Raw genomic sequence first — 16,919 nt, 5'->3', positions numbered from 1 at the left:
AAACTGGGCTAATGGGCTTTTTTCACAGCATTATTTTAAGTCAAATCCATAGGTTATACCTGCTAGAAACTGGAAACCTTGAACAGGATAATTTTCCCACTTCTGATAATTCTGATTTGCTAAATTGTTGATATTCATAAAGATATTAAATTTTTCGCTTATTCTATAACCTAAGTAGGAATTTATGTCTAAAAAACTTTTTAAAACGGTTGGTTCAGCAGTGGGATCAACAGGTAAAACGCTGTTTTGTCGCGCTCCTGTATAAAAAACGCTACCACCTAAATACCAATTTTTATTTATTTGGTAATCGACCATCGCAGTGGCGGTTACTTCTGGTAAATTCCAAGCCATATCGATATTGTCCGTTTTATAATCGTAAATGGTTCCTCTAGCAGAAAGCGTTAGGTCTGATGAAGCTTCATAGCTTAACTTACCACTAAAAGAGATGGTTTGTAGATTATCGTAAATAACTCCAAACGAATTGCCGTATGAATATCCTTGATCGTTTAACGTGTTATTTGAAGCATTGCTAATAAAGAACGGATGATCATTCTTTACGCTATATCCGCCCTGAACAGAATATCCTACATTGGCAGATATTTTCCCTTTCATACCCACATAGGCATCGTATTTGGCATCAGTAGGCGAAACGTTCAACGTCGGACTCACAAATTGATTATCCTGATAAAACTGATAGTAGTTATTCTGAATAAGATCGCCTTCAACGCCACCAAACAAGATGACATACTCATCTACTAATCGGTAAGAAGCAGTAACCCGAGGATAGATAAAAACATCACCGTCTTTGCTTTCTGCATTGTAGCCATAATAGACCGCAGCACCTAGGTTTAAAGTCACATCATCACGTAATAATGTAAGTCCACCGCTAAGTCCTGTTTTAAGATATTGATAACTTAAACTAACATTGTTAAAATAATCTCGGTCAAATTTTCCGGTTAAATAGTCCGCTGTGAATGTAGCGGTAATAGTTTCGTTTTCAATCGGGAATTGAATCGTTGGATTAATAATAACTCGTGTTTCGCTGGACTTAAAAGAATCACCACTTTGGCGAACATTCAAATCAATACTTCTAAAAATACCGTCTTCAAAAGTAACTTCCCCACCAAGATAACCACTTATAAAATTTTGTGTTGGGTCGATTGCTGCTATTTCCGGATCGCTTAAGGCCGTTGGAGTAGCAATGCCGTACCAATTGTACAACTGATGTTGGAATCCGCCATTTGCTTCCCACTTAAAATCACGTTCACTTCTTATGAATTTCAGTTCAAGATCGGTATCAAAAAATTTATCGTCTAGAATGACATTATCAATACCACCTTGTGATGAATGATGCTTTAATGAGATGTTGAGGTCAGAATCGCGATCGACCTCTTGAGCAGTATAAAAATCGAGTTTGGCAGTATTGAAATTTCCTAAACCAAATCCGAGATACGTATCATACAATTTTTCTCTAGGTGCTTTTTGAATGCCTTCAGCTTTTCCTTTGGCAGGGGTGAAGGTTGATGCTACCGGTTGTGAGAAAATGCGATAATTAACGATCTTACGCCTTGTGGTGGTCGAGTCGTTTAAAGTCGGATTCTTTTTTATTTTAAATGCGTCTGAAACCGTTGGTGTATATGGTTTGACCACGTTAATCACCTCAGTGTCTATTTTTTTTTCTTCTTCTTGCGCCAGTACGAATGATGAGGTTGTAAGTGCTAGAAAAAGCAAATTGATTTTTATGATTTTGATCATTTTTGTGATGTAGATTGATGAAAAATTAACGATTTCCGTCTGGACTAACTGATTCGTTTCGTTTAGACTCTTTCGTTTTAATACGTTGTAATTCAGTTTTAGCTTCAGTTACTATTTCCTGGTATTGCGTGAAGTTTTTGATCACACTTTCCAAAACATAAGTAGCCTGAAAAGCATCATCTAGCTTATCGAAATTTTTTGCCATGATAATTAAACCTCGGGCAGCAAATTCTTTATTAGAAGAATAATCCTTAACTAGTTTTTGTATCGTTTTATTCGATTCTTCATAAGCACCATCCTTATGTTTAAAATACCCTTCATAATACAGCGCTTCAGCAGCAAGTCTTCCTGTGGCTGTTGTTAGTACCTCTGAATAAGCGGATCTTGCTTTTGCCTCATCACCCGTTTTAATGGCTGATCTTGCAATGATGATTTTGGCATCCGATGCCAAACGTTTATCAATTTTAGAAGAGGATAATACTTTTTCGGCATAAGCAACTGCAGTAGCATAATCCTTCAACTCATAATTAGCTTTCATCAAGTTAGACTGGGCAAATGAGATATTTTGAGGATAGCCTGCCTCATTTTCCAATCGCATCAATAAGGGTTTAGCTGATTGATAATCGGATTGCTCTAAATAGATTTGCGACAATCTCGCCAAAGAAGGCTCAGTAAAATCGGTAGATGATCTATTGACCACATATTGATAGTGTAGTATCGCTTCCCCTTTTTTATCTTGTTCGAACAATGCCTGCCCTAGCATAAAATTGGCATTATATGCATGGCTCCCATTCGGAAACGATTTTAAGTATGATCGTAAACTTTTTGTTGCCGTAACCATATTATTTTCTTGAAATTGCTTTTCGGCAGCTTCAAAGGTGGTGTTCTCTAATTCCGAATCCGTAATTTCAACAAAATCCAATCCTTTTACCCAGCGCGCATACTCGTCAACATTGCCCATATCCACGTAAACAAGTCTGGCTGATGAAACTGCTGCATTAGCTTCTGGTGTTCCTGGATAATCCCGAGCTACTGTTTTAAACTTAGCCAGCGCGTTGTTATTATCGTTTGTGTTATAGTAAACCAAACCTTGTTTTAATAATGCTTTAGATGCGTAGCTGCTACCTTTATATTCAGAGATTAATTGATCGTAGGCAGCTATTCCTTTTTGGTTTTGCTTTTGGGCGATATAGGTATTGCCTAACTCAAATAAAGCATCATCCTTTAATGTTGATCTTGGTCGCGCATTAATAAAAGTATTTAGCTCCTTAATCTTGCTATCATTTCGTTTTAAAAAGCCGTAACTAATCGCTTTTTGGAAATAGGCATAGTCAACATTACCACTACTATTATTTATTGCACTGTTGTACGCTTCAATAGCAGGCCAATATTTACTGGAAACAAAATTGCAATCACCTAGACGCAAATAGGCATCTGTTTTTTTAGATTCGTCTTCAACACCACTTTTAATAAAAGTATTGAACTCACCTATGGCCTGTGTATAGTTTTTCTGCTTAAAGTATGCATATCCTAAATTGTAGTGCGCTTCTTTAAACTCTTCAGTTTGTGATGCCCCAGCCTGATTTAAAAATTGTTTAAATCCTATAACAGCATCGGCATTTTTCTTTAGTCTGTAGTCGGCTTCGGCTTTCCAATACAAAGCGCGAGCGGTATAATTAACGTCAATTTCGTTTTTTAATGACTTGTCGAAATAATCGATAGCTTCTTTGTAATTTCCTTCATTAAAAACCTCGATAGCACGATAGAAGGCTACTTTTTGGTAGGTGGCTTTGCTGTCGTAATTATTCCCTTTTTCAATAAGGTCTAAAGCTGCTTCGTAGTTTTTAGAAGTGATATAGGATGAGATCAATAACTCATTAATTTCATCTTTAAACTGACTTTTAGGATAGCGCTCTATATATTCATTTAGTACTTCAGGAACTGGTTTGTATGCATTACCAATTTCATAACTTAGTTTAGCATAATTTAACCAGGCATCTTCTTGAATTTTCGGCTCAAAATCCATTGCCGACGCATTTTTAAACGCGTTTAAAGCCTCTTGTTTTTTTCCGACGTTCAAATAACATTCTCCTAAATGGTAGTATGCATTTTGAGCAACTGCATTTTTGCCACCTACAATTTTATTGAATTGAGAAATTGCTTTTGGATAGTCTTTTTGCTTGTAGTAAGCATATCCTAACTGATAATAATCAACATTATTCCACCGATTTCGTTTTCCTTTATATCCCTCTAAGTATGGGATTGCCTCATTATATTTTGATAAGTTGAAATAACTCTCTCCTATAATCTTAGATAATTCTGATTTTTCTTTGCGGTCACCTTTCTTTAATTGTTTTTCTGCAAGGCCAATAGCCTTTTCAAAATTACCTAGCTTGAAATTCATGTCAGCTTGGTAGTAGGATAGTTTTTTATTAAAACGATCATCGCCTGAAACTTCATCAAAGTAGCTGCTGGCGGTTTGGTAATCGTCACCCTGATATGCCATAAAGCCTTTGTAATACTTCGCCTGACTTCCATATTCTTTTGAAGCGATTAGCTGGTTAAAATACTTTTCTGCCTGTCCATATTGTTTGGTGGTGAAATAGCAATAACCGATGTTAAAGTTAAAGCGCTCTTCTTCTTTGTTGCTAAGTCGAGATGCATTTGTTTGATTATACCATTTAAGAGCATATGCATATTTACCTTGACTAAAATAATAGTCAGCAACATCCATAAAAGCAGCATTTCTTTTTATGCTTGTCGGATGGTTTTCAACAAAAGCCTCCATTAGCTTGTCGGCCCTAGGCTGACTTAATCGTATCGCACAATTGGCAATGTAGTAGTCACAATCAGCCAAAATACTCTGGTCTTTGGTCTGCTTTTTTATCTTTTGAAAAACCGCCTGCGAGGCTTGGTATTGTTTGTTGTTGTAAAGGGTAAGTCCTTCATTATAAGGTTGTAAGTCAAATGTATAGACTTTTGACTGTTGTGCGGAAGCCGAAAAAAGGCCTAGTAGTAAGAACAGGCTCCCCAAAAATTTCCTGTATGTCATTTACCAAGAATTAAAATTCAATTGTATTGTTCACGTTATATTGATAACGTCGCAAACGTGGGTTAATTATTATTGTGGATAATTATTGAATATGGAAAAGCCAATATTCAACGGTCAACGTAAATAAGTTGTTATTTTTATTCAGTATTAAAAAGGATCGATTACTAATGTCAGAAACTGTTTTAGAATTAAAAGACGCATCAATATTTCAAAAAGAGAATTTGGTATTATCAGATGTGTCTGTAACCGTAAATAAGGGCGATTTTATTTATTTAATTGGAAAAACAGGTACTGGTAAAAGTAGTTTTATGCGCACCTTATATGGTGACCTGCCTTTAAAAAAAGGGGAAGGCCATATTGTCGATTTTGATCTACCTAGTCTAAAAGAAAAAGATATTCCGCATTTACGACGAAAACTTGGGGTCGTTTTTCAAGATTTTAAATTGCTAAATGATCGTACTGTAAACGCTAATTTGGAATTTGTATTGAAAGCTACTGGCTGGAAAGACAAAGAACAAATGAAAGCCAAAATAGAAGAGGTTTTGGATAAGGTAGGAATGAAGACAAAAGGTTTTAAATTCCCATATCAATTATCCGGCGGCGAACAACAACGAGTTGCCATAGCGAGAGCGTTGTTAAACGACCCAGAACTTATTCTAGCAGATGAACCTACAGGAAATCTCGATCCGCAAACCAGTGTTGAGGTGATGGAAGTACTAATGGAGATCAATAAAAATGGGAATACCATTTTAATGGCGACCCACGACTATGCATTGATCTTAAAATACCCATCGAAAACATTAAAATGTGATGGTGCCAAGGTTTTTGAAGTGGTACAAAAGAGCCTTTGATTTAGTTTTCAGTATGCATTAATAGTCTGTGGTAAGTGATCTTAGAATGTCTTATTTTTAGGAAACATATCAATTTCACAATTCATATTTAAACAATAGTGGCAATTGAAATTCAGAAAAAAGTATGGACTATCAGAAGATTATCAATCAAATAGCGCAAGAGGTTTCTGTTAAAGAAAGTAAGGGCAAAGTAGCTTCTTACATTCCCGAGTTATCGTGTGTGCCTTCTGATAAATTAGGAATGCATTTGTACTGCATTAATTCTGGTCATTATCAATTTGGAGATAGTGCAGAACGCTTTTCTATTCAAAGTATTTCAAAAGTATTTGCTCTTACAATGGCAATGTTAGCTCCTGCTGAAGATTTATTCAAGCGTGTTGATGTTGAACCATCGGGGGATCCGTTTAATTCATTAATCCAATTAGAATACGAAAAAGGAATACCCAGAAACCCATTTATAAATGCCGGTGCATTGGTCGTGTCGGACCTATTAATTTCCCATTTAGAAAATCCAAAAGAGGAGTTTTTAGAGTTTGTACGTGCGATTGCTCACACCAAATCTATCGGTATAAATGATGCTGTATACCAATCAGAAAAAAGACACAGTGACCGAAATGCATCTTTAGTTCATTTGATGAAATCTTTCGGGAATATTGAAAACGATGTTGATGAGGTGTTGGATTTTTACATTTATCAGTGTGCAGTCGAGATGTCATGTAAAGAGCTGGCAATGGCTTTTATGATATATGCCAACGGTGGAGCATTGTTAAATACAGATTCTCAAATTATAGCACCTTCAAAAATTAAACGTATCAATGCAATCATGCAAACATGCGGATTTTATGACGAAGCTGGTGAGTTTAGTTTTCGAGTAGGATTACCAGGTAAAAGTGGAGTTGGGGGAGGAATCGCGGCTATCCATCCAGGACAATACGCAGTTACAGTATGGAGTCCACCTTTAAATGCAAAGGGCAATTCAGAACTTGGAATGTTATGTTTAGAAAATCTTACAACGCTAACAGGCTTGTCAATTTTTTAGTACTACTAATTTGCGTTTAAGTACTCTAGAATTGTTGATAAAGCCATCTAAAAATAGGTGCTTCTTGAGCTAGACCGTTTTCTTCAAAAACAAGTAATAAAAATTAATTACCAAAATAGCGACATTGGTAATGATTACAGGCCATGAGTTTAATAAGAATCCGTAAACTACAAAAAGGGCACATCCTACTGAGTTTACCATTCGTAGTTTTCTAATGTCTCTCATTAAAAAAGAGGATAAAACTCCTGCAGATGCTGCGTAGCCAACCCATTCCGTAAGTGTACTTAAATCTTCCATATCTTGAAGCTGCAATGATACGGCAACTTTCTGTTTTTATTAGTAATTTGAAATAGAAACTGTAACAATTTTGGAATAGCACAGTCTAATCTTCAAAATCAATCAACCTCTTAAAATGAAAAAATCCATCTTCGTACTTGCGACATTCTTTTTTGTAAGTACAATTGTAGCCCAAAAAACTGATAAGCGCTTATCAGGATTAGACAAACAGCTTAATGAGATTTTAAATGATTGGCAAGCAGCAGGCTTTGCAGTTGGAGTGGTCAAAAAAGATAAAATTTTATATGCAAAAGGATTCGGATATCGAGATTATGAAAATAAGATTCCCGTCGATGCGAATACACTATTTGAAATTGGATCGAGTACGAAGGCTTTCACCTCTTCCTTATTAGGAATACTTCGTGAAGAAGGTTCAGTCGATTTTAATGAGAGCCCGAGAAAGTATATTCCTTATTTAAAATTTGAAAGCGACCAACTGAATAATAGACTTACTGTCAAAGATTTTATGAGTCACCGCTCAGGATTGCCACGACACGATTTCGCCTGGTATATGTTCAATACCGATAATAAAGATAGTTTATTACAGCGTATGGAGTTTCATAAGCCCTTTGCAGATGTTAGAGAACAGTGGTATTATAATAACTGGGGATTTTTATTACAGGGTGTTATCACTGAAAAGGTAACGGGTAAAAGTTGGGAAGACAATGTAAAAGAGCGAATTTTTGACCCGCTAGGTATGAAACGCTCGAATACGAATATTAGTGGTTTGAAATCTGATAGTAATGCGTCGTTTGGCTATGAGGTTAAGGATGACAAAATCTCAAAAATGGATTATTATGATATATCGGGAATGGGACCTGCTGGAAGCATCGGTAGTAGTGCAAACGATATGGCAAAATGGGCAATGCTTTGGTTAAATAAGGGAAAGAATGGCGAAAAACAGATCCTTTCCGAGGCTTACATTAACGAGGCGATAAGTTCTCATGCTGTTGTAAGTAGTGGTATACCAAGAAAAGAATCTCCTGATATGTTTTTTGGAAACTACGGCTACGGATGGTTTTTATCATCATATAAAGGGCATTATCGGGTTGAGCATGGTGGCAATATCGATGGCTTTTCAGCGAGCGTTAGCTTTTTTCCGACCGATGACCTCGGCATTGTAGTTCTTACTAATCAAAATGGCTCACAAGTTACAAGCATTGTACGTAATACTATAGCAGATAGAATGTTGAAAGTGAGAAAGGAAGATTGGAATGAGAAATTGAAAAAACGTAGAGATGAAGCCAAAGAAAAAGGGGAGGAGGGAGAAGACTCAACTTCATCAAACAAAGTTGAAGGGACAAAACCGTCTCACGCGATGATAGCGTACACAGGTAAGTATAATAATCCTGGTTATGGGACTTTTGAGATAGAGGTTAAGAATGATTCGATGTTTGCGAAATTCCCGATCATTAAATTCTGGCTAGAGCATTATCACTACGATATCTTTGTACCTCACCGAATGGCGAAAGATGGTAGTATAGATATAGATGAAGATAACGACGTGGTAGGTCTTATCGTTAGCTTCAGGACAGGCACTGATGGTGAGATAAGCGGACTAGAAGCGGCACTAGAGCCCACTTTAGATCCAATAAAATTTACCAGAAAACCAACATCTGTAGATCTGTCGAAAGAAGAAGTCGAGGCCTATGTGGGAGAGTTTAACCTAATGGGTCAGGATATAAAGTTCTATACAAAAGAAGACACCACACTATTTGCATTTATAAAAGGGCAACCGGAATACGAATTGATTTACACAGGAGATAACACTTTTGCCTTAAAAATTCTTGATGGCTACAAAGTTAGTTTTAGTAATGAGAAAAACGGCAAATACCATGGTGCGACCTTTAAACAACCACAGGGCAATTTTACAGCTACGAGGAAAAAGTAGGCTGACCATAAACAATGTCGGTTCGAGTGTTTTAATTGAACGATAGTGAAATTAAAATGTATCGAGAACCCTTTGTAAGTCCTAAGGTTCTCGATACATTTTTCTTTCGTGCCTCAGAAAAACACTCGAACTTACATTGTACTTTTAATTCGGAAATAAGCTCTTATCAATATTTGGAATAACCTTTAATGCATTCTTGTAATAAATCTTTTTTAGGACTTCGTCGCTAAGATCAAGCCCGTACATTTTCCAAAAGGCATGATATCTTTTATAATACGGAAAGTATTCATCATTAGATTCTAGTACTCGAAAATAGGTATAGTATTCTTCAGGTTTCCAGTAGTCCTTTCCAAACATTACGCGATCTTGATACTTGGTTAGAAATTTTTTAGCATTTCTCGGTTGTCTTCCGAGCTCGGCAATAACAGCCCCTATTTCTGTATACATATTAGGCATTTCATCCATTAGCTTAGCCAAGGTCGAAAGATCATTTGCAAACCATCCTAAATGGGCATTAATAAACTTGGTACTTTTATGTTTTCTAAAAATTGAATGTTGTTCTGCTATAATCGTTTCCCAAGATCCTGTGACCTTACTATCTCTTTTTCTTCGTGATCGCAATTTAAGCTCCAACCAACGTTCATTTTTATTATCATGCGCATCCCAAAATGGTTTAGGATCTGCTGAATGGATTAATACAGGAATTCCTAATTCGCCACATTTTTCAAAAACAGGACCAATTCTGGGGTCACTTATTTTAATGCGATTTCCACTATTATCCTTAGCATCCATTGTTTGGCTTTTATATATCTTAAGACCATTAGCTCCTGCTTTCACATCGCTTTCCAATTGAGCAACGGTTCTTACTGTCCAGTCTTCATCATCAATGCCATCTAAAGAAATGTTTGTGAAAATAATGAATCGTTTAGGGGCATTTGTACGGACATTGTTCATTACCCCTTTAAAGAAAACATCACTACCTCCACGACGACCTGATAGATTAACCATTACGGCCATATTTAAAGCATCCATCTGAGCAGTCAACTTCGCCAAGTCTTGATTAGGCATATCCCACTGGTGGTTGTGCACATCAATAAAAGGAAATTTCGATTTTTTAATAATGGTTTCTTCAACTTTTAAAGTGGAAGGAGGATTGTAATCTTCAAATTCCATTTTCTGAGAAAATGAGGTCGTACTAATAAGAAGAATACAGAGAAGTAATAGTAATTTTTTCATGACTTAAAAGTAGGATTTTAGGGCGTATTGAAATCTTAAGAAAATGAAAAACTTCTTAAGTGCTCAGATATTTGTGAATTTTAATAATTAATGTGAAATTTGGAGCCTTTAAACTCAAGCATAGTATATATGGAAGTATTGGGTATCGATGTAGGTGGATCTGGAATAAAAGGGGCCATTGTAAATACAGAAACTGGCCAATTAGTAACCGAGAGACATCGCATACCAACCCCAGAAGGCGCAAAGCCAGATGATGTTGCTGATGAAATTAAACAAATGCTTGAGCATTTTAATTGGACAGGGAAAATCGGTGTAGGATTTCCTGCAGTTATTTTAAATGGCGTTGCCCAATCTGCGGGTAATATTCATAAATCGTGGATTGGCGTTCATGTAGGCGAGTTGTTTAAAAAGACTACGGGTGTTGACTTTCTTGTGGCTAACGATGCTGATGTTGCAGGCTTAGCCGAAATGAATTTTGGTGCGGGTAAAAATGAGAATGGTTTCGTGTTGATGATCACTGCAGGCACAGGACTTGGTTCGGGGGCGTTTTACAATAAAAAGTTAATTCCCAATTTTGAACTTGGCACGTTGCCCTACAAAAGCTATAAAAAGATCGAACATTTTGCCGCTGACTCCGCAAGAAAACGCGAGAAGCTTTCACTTAAGGAATGGGCAAAGCGTTTCAATAAATTTTTAAAAATTATTGAAAAAATGTTTTCTCCCAGCTTAATTATTTTAGGAGGCGGTTCAAGCAAAAAAATGGATCAGTTTAAAGATCAAATTACCGCTAAGACTAAAATTGTTCCAGCCGAGATGTTAAATAATGCAGGGATCGTAGGAGCCGCAATGTTATGTGAGCAAGCTTAGTAGAGAGGTAAAACCTCCACATCAAAACTAATATTAATATCAAGGTCACTTAATTCGCGTTCCTTTTTAGCGTCGTAACACCATAGACTTACTGCACCGCCTTTTCGTGTTATCATTTCGGTTAGTGGTACTGTAGTTTCACCAAAAATAGTATCGTCATAACGTCCACCACTTCCATCTTGTTCTGTGAATTCTCCTTTGAAATAGAAGTTGACGTCTTCGCGAAACGCTAATGGAATCTCATTTAAGTTAATATAAACTGACAATTCGCGGGTATCAAAATTCCGATTCCAATCTTGTTTAAATGGGAGTTTGGTGGGGCTATCGGATTTTTCTAAATTCCACACAGCTGTTTTTTCTGGATAGTATCGTATGGCACGTTGCCAGATAGAATCACTAAGACCTTCTGGTTTTTGAATATCCATAACAATGTTGGCCTCGCTAACTGTATTTTTAGGATTTGCGGTATCTCTTGAAGCATTGACAAATAATCCAAAGCAATTCAATTTAAATCCATATACCATTAATTCTTCAGGATAATCTTTATTAACTGGGATGCTTTCGGACAAGTGTTTTAAAAGCCTTTGTTTGGCATTTCTACCTTCTAAAAGGGGAATAAAAGCTTCATCAAGAAGCGTGTAAATTGGAGTTAACTGCTGTCTGATTGGATGTAAATTCGGATCATCGACGGATTGCGAACTCAATTTTTTATCAATGGCAATTTTCTTGGCGGCGAGAACAATAGAATCGGATATGCTATGAAGTGTTGTTGTATCCTTCTTAATCGCTGGATTTAGTTTTTCTTTGAGTTTAGTTTCTTCTGATGCTATTTGTAATGTCTCTTGCGAATTAATTGCTGCTAATAACAAATTTGTTGGCCCGTAGTTAATGCGTTCCACAAAATGAGTTCCCCATTCATTAATAAATAATTGATAGGGTAGGAGCTCTTTAGGTAAATTAGCATAATCTAATGAATCAGGAATTACAGTAACTATAGGGAGATCAGAAATCGCCTTTTTGAATTCCGAATTAATCTGAATTTTAGATGTGTCGAGCGCTAATGTCAACACTTCTTTATTTAACTCAAACCAGCTGTATAATTTAGGTTGTGGGATGCTGTCATTATTAAAAATGGTAATGGTATTGTTTTGAGTTCCAATAATAGTATCGAATGGTTGGTTAATTAAATAATGACCTCGTATAAGTTGTTGAAGTTTTTTGTCTGAATTAGCCAATACGTGAAACCCTCCATTTTCACTATTGAAATTGGTCGATAGTTTTATGTAATCTTCCAATAAAAATTGTTTTTCTAACAACTGCCAATTTCTGCTAGTGCTTGCTAATGGCTGAAATATTTTTTTGGTAAGCCCACCATTTTGATAAATAGGATCGGCCTTCAAAACATTCAATCCATACAACATCTTATCATATTGTTGTAGAATTTTATACCGATTGCTTAATTCACCAACTGTTTTTTTTGATAATTGTAGAGGGATTTTTTGTTGCTCTGTACTATCTGCAACATATGGTAAAATTTCATAGTCTTGCTGACCTACTGGTTTAAAGTAGAGTTTGTCACCTTGCTCAAAATCATAAATATGAATACTGTCTCCTGCGTTTAGTATGGTTTTAAATGGTTTGTCATTGTCTATACTTTCCTTTAAAATGGAAATTTCTGTATCTGGTAAGGGATTCTGAATGAGAATAAATCGATCCTTGTCAGTACAAGAACTTAAAGACAGAACAAGAATTATAACAATAATTCGTACCAAGGTACCTAGGGGCATGCTTTGATTGATTTAATAACGGAAAGATAGAAAACTGTAGTTGATTGGACAATCAGCTTTCATCCAAATAAACGTTAAAGAGGTGTAGCGGGTACAAAAAATGTCCGTTCGAGCGGAGTCGAGAACTATCCTTGATTTTCGTAAGATAGGTTTCGACTGCGCTCCACCAGACATGTTATTATCCTATTGTTAGGTAGGATTAAATCCCTTTATTTCGCTTACGCTCTACTTCTTTTAACAGTACTTTACGTAAACGTAAATGGTTTGGAGTTACTTCTACCAACTCATCTTTTTGGATGTATTCTAATGCTTCTTCTAAGGAGAATTTGATAGCAGGAACGATCTTAGCCTTGTCATCAGCACCAGAACTTCGTACGTTACTTAGCTTTTTCGTTTTGGTTACATTAACGGTCATATCATCACCACGGCTATTTTCACCAATTACTTGACCTTCATAAATAGCTTCACCCGGGTCGATAAAGAACTTTCCTCTTTCTTGTAATTTATCAATTGAATAAGGAATCGCAGTTCCGTTTTCCATTGATACAAGAGAACCGTTAATACGACCAGGAATTTCACCTTTTATTGGCGCATATTCCTTAAAACGGTGTGCCATGATTGCTTCACCTGCGGTTGCAGTCAATAACTGGTTACGTAAGCCAATAATTCCTCTAGATGGAATTAAGAATTCGCATATCATGCGGTCTCCTTTAGCTTCCATGCTTAGCATTTCACCTTTACGTATAGAAACCATTTCTACTGCCTTACCTGAAACGTGTTCCGGTAAGTCAATAGTCAACTCTTCAATTGGTTCGCACTTAACACCATCAACTTCTTTGATGATTACCTGTGGCTGACCAATTTGTAATTCATATCCTTCACGACGCATTGTCTCGATTAATACGGATAAATGCAGTACACCACGACCAAATACCATAAACTTATCTGCACTGTTTGTTTCTTGAACACGTAATGCTAAGTTTTTTTCTAGTTCTTTAGTCAGGCGATCTTTAATATGACGCGATGTAACGAACTTTCCATCTTTACCGAAGAAAGGAGAATCGTTAATCGTGAATAGCATACTCATGGTAGGCTCATCAATGGCAATTGTTTTAAGTCCTTCCGGATTTTCAAAATCGGCAACAGTATCGCCAATTTCAAAATTTTCTAAACCAACCAAAGCACAAATATCACCAGCTTGAACAGTAGATACTTTCTTTCTTCCAAGCCCTTCAAATGTGTGTAGCTCTTTAATTCTACTTTTTACAATAGAACCGTCTCTTTTTACCAAAGAAACAGGAGCGCCTTCATTTAAAGTACCTCGTTGTAAACGTCCAATAGCGATTCGACCTGTAAAGGATGAAAAATCTAAAGATGTAATAAGCATTTGGGTAGTCCCTTCTTCAATTTTAGGAGAAGGAATATGCTCTATTACCATATCTAATAATGGCTCGATATTATCTGTTTGTTGTTCCCAATCTTCCGACATCCAGTTATTTTTAGCTGAACCATATACTGTAGGGAAATCTAATTGCCATTCTTCAGCACCTAGTTCGAACATCAGGTCAAACACCTTTTCATGAACTTCTTCTGGTGTACAATTTTCTTTATCTACTTTATTGATAACAACACAAGGTTTTAAACCAAGGTCGATTGCTTTTTGTAGTACAAAACGAGTTTGAGGCATTGGTCCTTCAAAGGCATCAACTAACAAAAGCACGCCATCCGCCATGTTCAATACGCGTTCTACTTCACCTCCAAAATCGGCGTGACCTGGAGTATCAATAATATTGATCTTCGTGTCTTTGTATATAACCGATACGTTTTTAGAAGTAATGGTAATTCCGCGTTCGCGTTCAAGGTCATTGTTGTCTAAGATCAAGTCACCTGTATTTTCGTTTTCACGAAACAATTGACAGTGGTACATGATCTTATCAACCAGGGTTGTTTTACCGTGGTCAACGTGAGCAATGATCGCAATATTCTTCATTTGTGCCATAACTAAGCCGATTTTAAGCGCGCAAAGGTACGCTTAATAGGTTAATAACAACTTGTATATATGATTTAATTTTAGGTATGTTTATTAGGGAGCTTACTTTTTACCTCCTAAGACCCAACCTAAAGTAAATGAAACCGTTGGTAGAATTTCGCCGTCAAAGTTTTCACTCCAAGCATAACCGACACCAGCACTTAGATTCAGATTGAATCCGCTATTATAAGTACGTTGCATTCCCCATATTGGGCCTACAAATGCTGCATAGTCTTCTGTAAAATCGACATTGCCAATAATAGATTTTCCGCTTTGAGCGAGTGCGCTAAGCGAAAAGTAGTTGGCTGAGTTTCTATCGGTACGTTTGCCTTTATCAAGACGTCTTTTAAAATTGTAGTAATAGCGATATTGTCCGTCTAAATATGGGAATACTCCAAACTCGGTATCTTGATTATTTTGCTTCCTTAGAAAAATACCAGTACCTAAGGCAAAGTTAAGGGTGCTATTATTACTAATACCCGTTTCAAACTCAACTCCAGGAGTTAGAAAGTTAATTTTAAATTGGCTATCAGCTACATTTTTTGAGTCTTGACCAATTGCAAATTGAGAGATAATTAAAGCTAGAAGTACTGTGGTTTTTTTCATGATTAAAGGTTGTTATAATTATTTGATGGGATTATTTACAAAGTTTATGCCATAAAAATAACCTCCGGCTTATCGACTAATAAACTATCTTTGTGGCTTAACAATTTTACTGATGAACCTTACTGAAATTCCTAAGCTTAAACATACTAATTCAGATAACTTTTTCTTGTTAGCAGGACCTTGTGCCATTGAAGGTGAAGACATGGCAATGCGTATTGCTGAAAAAGTAGTTCGAATTACAGACGATTTAAAAATTCCTTATGTATTTAAGGGGAGTTTTAAAAAGGCTAATCGCAGTAGAATTGATAGTTTTACGGGTATTGGCGATGAAAAAGCGTTGCGCATTCTTGATAAAGTAAGTGAAGCTTTTGATGTGCCAACTGTTACCGATATTCATGAGGTAGAAGATGCATACAAAGCAGCAGAATATGTGGATGTACTGCAGATTCCTGCATTCTTAGTGAGACAGACCGATTTAGTTGTTGCAGCAGCTAAAACAGACAAAGTGGTAAATCTTAAGAAAGGACAATTTATGAGTCCTGAAAGTATGCAGCATGCCGTTAAAAAAGTGCATGATTCTGGAAATCAAAAAGCCTGGATAACCGATAGGGGAACCATGTTTGGTTATCAAGATATGATTGTTGATTTTAGAGGAATTCCTACGATGCGACAATTTGCTCCTACAGTACTTGATGTAACTCATTCGTTACAGCAGCCAAATCAAACTAGTGGAGTCACTGGGGGAAGACCTGATATGATAGAAACTATTAGTAGAGCAGGGGTCGCGACAGGAGTTGACGGCCTATTTATGGAGACACATTTTGATCCTGCTAATGCGAAAAGTGATGGGGCGAATATGCTTCATATAGACCATTTAGAGGGCTTACTTCGCAATCTTGTGGCTATTCGTAGAACAATCAACAGCTTATAGGTCTAAGTGAAGCAACTTGCATTCATAATCTTATTTTTTCTTTCGACTACAATGATATTTGATTTTAATAAAACTACAGATATTAGCGGTTGGCGAGTCGTAGATGATGGAGTAATGGGAGGCCGTTCTCAAGGAAGTTTTGCATTGAATGCAAATGGCAATGGTGTTTTTTCAGGTACAGTTTCACTAGAAAACAATGGAGGATTTTCATCTGTGCGTTATCAAACCGATCAAATGGCATTAGGTTCTTACAGCAAGTTTGTACTTAAACTTAAAGGAGACGGAAAGAGTTATCAGTTTAGAGTGCGATCGAGTTTTAGGGAACGATTTTCGTATATAGGAAAATTCGAAACTACTGGAAAGAAACAAACAATAGAGATTCCTTTTGCAACAATGTATCCAGCATTTCGCGGTCGTACTTTAGACCTCGATAATTATAACGGAGAAACCCTTGTCGAAATCGCCTTTTTGATAGGAAATAAAAAGGCTGAAAATTTTAAGCTGGAGATAGTATCTATAGCTGTTGAATAAAACACTTT

At 36.5% G+C, this 16,919-nt stretch carries 13 protein-coding genes; 6 read left to right on the top strand and 7 right to left on the bottom strand.

Features of this window, described 5'->3' with window-relative positions; genetic code table 11:
* Positions 1-30 precede the first annotated feature (30 nt).
* Positions 31-1,755 carry a TonB-dependent receptor gene (locus GWK10_RS15360; RefSeq protein WP_164033277.1) on the bottom strand — a complete coding sequence of 575 codons (1,725 nt, stop codon included), beginning with the start codon at positions 1,753-1,755 and terminating at the stop codon, positions 31-33.
* A gap of 25 nt (positions 1,756-1,780) precedes the next feature.
* On the bottom strand, positions 1,781-4,807 hold the full coding sequence (locus GWK10_RS15355; RefSeq protein WP_164033276.1) for a tetratricopeptide repeat protein: 3,027 nt from the start codon (positions 4,805-4,807) through the stop codon (positions 1,781-1,783).
* A gap of 167 nt (positions 4,808-4,974) precedes the next feature.
* Between GWK10_RS15355 and GWK10_RS15350 the strand changes: the two genes are divergently transcribed.
* Together GWK10_RS15350 and GWK10_RS15345 are read left to right on the top strand one after the other, a co-directional pair.
* Positions 4,975-5,658: a cell division ATP-binding protein FtsE gene (locus GWK10_RS15350; RefSeq protein WP_164033275.1), complete on the top strand. Its 684-nt coding sequence runs from the start codon at positions 4,975-4,977 to the stop codon at positions 5,656-5,658.
* Between the two features lie 124 nt (positions 5,659-5,782).
* Positions 5,783-6,697, top strand: coding sequence for a glutaminase (locus tag GWK10_RS15345; RefSeq protein WP_164033274.1), 915 nt, complete (start codon positions 5,783-5,785; stop codon positions 6,695-6,697).
* Between the two features lie 69 nt (positions 6,698-6,766).
* Here the strand turns inward: GWK10_RS15345 and GWK10_RS15340 are convergent, their stop codons facing one another.
* Positions 6,767-6,994: a PQ-loop repeat-containing protein gene (locus tag GWK10_RS15340; protein WP_164033273.1), complete on the bottom strand. Its 228-nt coding sequence runs from the start codon at positions 6,992-6,994 to the stop codon at positions 6,767-6,769.
* A 115-nt stretch (positions 6,995-7,109) separates the two neighbouring features.
* Here GWK10_RS15340 and GWK10_RS15335 point away from each other — a divergent pair, with 115 nt between their 5' ends.
* Positions 7,110-8,924: a serine hydrolase gene (locus GWK10_RS15335; RefSeq protein WP_164033272.1), complete on the top strand. Its 1,815-nt coding sequence runs from the start codon at positions 7,110-7,112 to the stop codon at positions 8,922-8,924.
* Positions 8,925-9,068: 144 nt separating this feature from the next.
* Here GWK10_RS15335 and GWK10_RS15330 read toward each other — a convergent pair whose 3' ends face one another.
* Positions 9,069-10,160: an amidohydrolase family protein gene (locus GWK10_RS15330; RefSeq protein ID WP_164033271.1), complete on the bottom strand. Its 1,092-nt coding sequence runs from the start codon at positions 10,158-10,160 to the stop codon at positions 9,069-9,071.
* 129 nt (positions 10,161-10,289) lie between these two features.
* On the opposite strand from GWK10_RS15330, the gene ppgK reads away from it, so the two are divergent.
* Entirely contained in the window at positions 10,290-11,027 is a 738-nt protein-coding gene (gene ppgK / locus GWK10_RS15325) for a polyphosphate--glucose phosphotransferase (RefSeq protein WP_164033270.1), read from the top strand.
* Here the strand turns inward: ppgK and GWK10_RS15320 are convergent.
* The 3 genes from GWK10_RS15320 to GWK10_RS15310 form a co-directional block, all read right to left on the bottom strand.
* On the bottom strand, positions 11,024-12,814 hold the full coding sequence (locus GWK10_RS15320) for an MAC/perforin domain-containing protein (protein ID WP_164033269.1): 1,791 nt from the start codon (positions 12,812-12,814) through the stop codon (positions 11,024-11,026). The two genes, ppgK and GWK10_RS15320, sit on opposite strands and share 4 nt — an antisense overlap.
* 199 nt (positions 12,815-13,013) lie before the next feature.
* The gene (typA, locus tag GWK10_RS15315; protein WP_164033268.1) at positions 13,014-14,813 is read right to left on the bottom strand and encodes a translational GTPase TypA; all 1,800 of its coding nucleotides are present in this window, start codon (positions 14,811-14,813) and stop codon (positions 13,014-13,016) included.
* Positions 14,814-14,906: 93 nt separating this feature from the next.
* Positions 14,907-15,449, bottom strand: coding sequence for a hypothetical protein (locus GWK10_RS15310; protein WP_164033267.1), 543 nt, complete (start codon positions 15,447-15,449; stop codon positions 14,907-14,909).
* 112 nt (positions 15,450-15,561) lie between these two features.
* On the opposite strand from GWK10_RS15310, the gene kdsA reads away from it, so the two are divergent.
* Both kdsA and GWK10_RS15300 read left to right on the top strand, forming a co-directional pair.
* On the top strand, positions 15,562-16,380 hold the full coding sequence (gene kdsA, locus GWK10_RS15305; protein ID WP_164033266.1) for a 3-deoxy-8-phosphooctulonate synthase: 819 nt from the start codon (positions 15,562-15,564) through the stop codon (positions 16,378-16,380).
* A 6-nt stretch (positions 16,381-16,386) separates the two neighbouring features.
* On the top strand, positions 16,387-16,911 hold the full coding sequence (locus GWK10_RS15300; RefSeq protein WP_317164698.1) for a CIA30 family protein: 525 nt from the start codon (positions 16,387-16,389) through the stop codon (positions 16,909-16,911).
* The last annotated feature ends 8 nt before the right edge of the window (positions 16,912-16,919 follow it).

This window comes from Spongiivirga citrea (assembly GCF_010671565.1).
Taxonomy (GTDB): Bacteria; Bacteroidota; Bacteroidia; order Flavobacteriales; family Flavobacteriaceae; genus Spongiivirga; species Spongiivirga citrea.
This window is presented reverse-complemented; position numbering and strand designations above follow the sequence as displayed.